Below are 2,675 nucleotides of genomic sequence, written 5' to 3'. Positions count from 1 at the left end.
ACTCAATGCTTCCGGCAGGATTGACCGGTTTTTTGAAGATAGGATTTCCGGCCGCACCAAGACTGCCCGCCCTGGACTTGTCGAGTGTATGGCGTACGTGCGAGACGGTGACGAACTTGTCGTGTCGTCGATTGACCGTCTCGCCCGATCGCTGACAGATCTGCGCGGTATTGTTGATGAACTTACCGGCAAGGGTGTGACTGTTACTTTCCTGCATGAGAATCTCGCGTTTGCGAAAGACACGTCCGATCCGCGCGCGGATTTAATGCTCGGAATTCTCGGTAGCTTCGCGGAGTTTGAGCGGGCCATTATCCGCGAGCGCCAGGCGGAGGGGATTGCGTTGGCGAAAAAGGCCGGAAAGTACAAAGGCCGCAAACCCGCTCTTAGCCCGCAGCAAGTAGCGGAGATTAAACGGCGCATATTGGCAGGGGAGTCAAAGGCAGCACTAGCGCGGGAATTTGGGGTAACCCGTCCTACGGTGTATCGAGCATTGAAAAACACCTAGGGTAGTGCAGCCGTGATGGTAGATCAGCGCGCCCATGAGCCCCGTCATATGTCTTGCCATATGGCGGGACATATGTTTAGGCATATGCTAAAGCATATGTCGGCAGTTATGTAGCACTGCCAGCATTTTCGTGCGTCTAGATAGGGTGACAGGCAGAGAAATTAGCGGTGTTGAGTGCAGCTGCAAGTAGCACTGTACGGGTTTCCCCTCATGGGCGGCTTTTATAAAGGCAGGGGTGAAATCATGCTTCTAGGTCTCGTCAGGGGTGGCTGCTAACGTTAGTGCCGGTTCACAATCATGCCCCACCACCTGTGGTGGGGCGTGGGCGTGACTTCCTCGTCGGTGCGCGGTAAGGCCCGCGCGTGACGTGGGCTGTCCCGCGCGCCTTTTTCAGGCGAGCGGACAACCCTACGACGTAAAGGGAGGTAGACAATGGGTAAACACTCATTGGATACACCCGGTCGCAAAAGAAAAGACCTTGATGCCACCAAGCTTGACTGGCTAGATGTGGCTACCAAGGTCATAGTTCTTGTGACCGTAATCGTGAAGCTCGTTACCGCGATGCTTCACGTGGGTCTTTAGGCCCGAGGGTCTCAACGAGCTGGCACTCGTTGGGGCCCTTTTTATTGTGCAGCCGCAATTCAGGGATGAACTGTGCTGTCACTTTTTAGGCTAATGGGCGCGCGAAGGTTTCGCAATACTCCCACACTGAGCCCGTAGCCCTCCTTTTCTCTACTGCGGGCGGGAATCTGCGTATTCGTGCGCCCGCGAGTCCTGCCATATGGCGGAACATATGTTTAGGCATATGTTATAGCGTATGTTCCGCCATATGCTAAAGCATATGTTCTGTGTTATGCAGGTTTACCTGCTAGTTCTTGCGTTTAGGCGGAGTCCGAAAATGGTAATCCACAAGGCTAGTAGGCCGAAGGAGATGAGCAGTGCGGCCAGTTCTCGCGAGAGACCGGCCTGGGTGAAAAGGAAGGAGGGGACAAGGATCATTGCTGCGCTTATGCTGCCTCCAAGCGCGGCGTAATACATACGGTCTTCTGGCCGTTCGCGGCGGATGGTCTGGATGATTAAGACGAAAAGTACTGCGAGTGCGGCGAGGGTGATGGTCGTGTACATTCCTTCTCCTTTCGGGACTGGTGCCCATTTTATCGGTGAGGGTGTGCACGGTCTGTGTGCTGCGTTTTCCAAGAGTCAGGGTGTGTTAGTGTTATCCCCCGTAAGATCCTGATGAGCAGTTGAACAAACTGCACCACCGGAAGTAACAAACTCGAAAGGGTATGTTACCTCCGGTTTCTTTCATTTTTCAATCTTTGAGGTGCGAAGATTGCACGCGTGGGGATTGAGGGTGTGAATCCCACTGTCGTGGGTTTGATGAGGTAGTCGATGTTGCGGAAGCTTTGGCATCGGCGTGCGTTGTGCTCCGTACGTTGTTTCAAAAACGGGTTTCATCAAACGGAACAAAACCTGGGACACTTCATATCCCACCCCAGGCCTAATGACTTGGGTGCAGCGGCAACGCTCATCCGATTTAGGCAGAGTCGTTGCAGGATCCAGTGGGTCACCTGGTCCGTGGTCTTTGAATTGTCGGGCGCGCAGGCAAGGCCAGCACGGAAGATCTTCTGCAAGCAACGCTTGTTGGTGCACCGGTAGCGTGGAAGGCGCACATGAAGTTGTTGGGTGGCCGACGATGGGCAGATCGACCAGGCTGCGGATGACGTGGTCGCGGAATACTCCAGGCTGCCCGCAGGTAGGGCATTCATTGATCGGCTCGACGGGTTCGGCTTCAATAACAGTGACGTCACCGTTTTCTGTGGCACCGGTGATAGTAGTTCCTAGTTTTGCGGTGCGGCAGATGGTATCGACGATGACATTTCCGTTAGGCTGCACAGTAGGTCCTTAGTTTTGTACGGATGGATTAGATACCTTTTTCCTACAAAGCCAAGGACCCCAATATCTTGTGCCACGCCCGAACCCCCGGCGAACTAATCAATGCACTCTAAAACCGGAAGAGCCCTTTTAGTACTACTGGTGGATTTCGGTTTTGGTGGGGATTAACGCCGCCGGCTTCGGTTTTTCCGTTGAGGAGGTCGTTGACTACTTCCCGATGGTGAAATGGGTCGATGGTGAGGTAGAGAGGAACCAGTCACCTGGAAGAGATCGA

General features: G+C 53.9%; 2 protein-coding genes and 1 pseudogene. 1 reads left to right on the top strand and 2 read right to left on the bottom strand.

Annotation, left to right across the window (positions count from 1 at the left end):
- The coding region (locus HMPREF2896_RS09815) for a recombinase family protein (protein WP_070719383.1) at nucleotides 1–505 on the top strand (505 nt) is incomplete at its 5' end.
- A gap of 861 nt (nucleotides 506–1,366) precedes the next feature.
- On the opposite strand, the gene HMPREF2896_RS09810 is transcribed toward HMPREF2896_RS09815, so the two are convergent.
- Both HMPREF2896_RS09810 and HMPREF2896_RS12860 read right to left on the bottom strand, forming a co-directional pair.
- Nucleotides 1,367–1,630 (bottom strand): hypothetical protein, encoded by a 264-nt coding sequence (locus HMPREF2896_RS09810; RefSeq protein ID WP_011117479.1) that lies wholly within the window; start codon nucleotides 1,628–1,630, stop codon nucleotides 1,367–1,369.
- Between the two features lie 353 nt (nucleotides 1,631–1,983).
- Nucleotides 1,984–2,401, bottom strand: a pseudogene (locus HMPREF2896_RS12860) (transposase family protein); the annotation flags it as partial.
- Nucleotides 2,402–2,675 lie beyond the last annotated feature (274 nt).

The organism is Corynebacterium sp. HMSC069E04 (genome assembly GCF_001813175.1).
GTDB classification, from domain to species: Bacteria; Actinomycetota; Actinomycetes; order Mycobacteriales; family Mycobacteriaceae; genus Corynebacterium; species Corynebacterium aurimucosum.
Note: the sequence above shows the minus strand (reverse complement) of the source record. Positions and strands in the feature narration are given on the sequence as shown.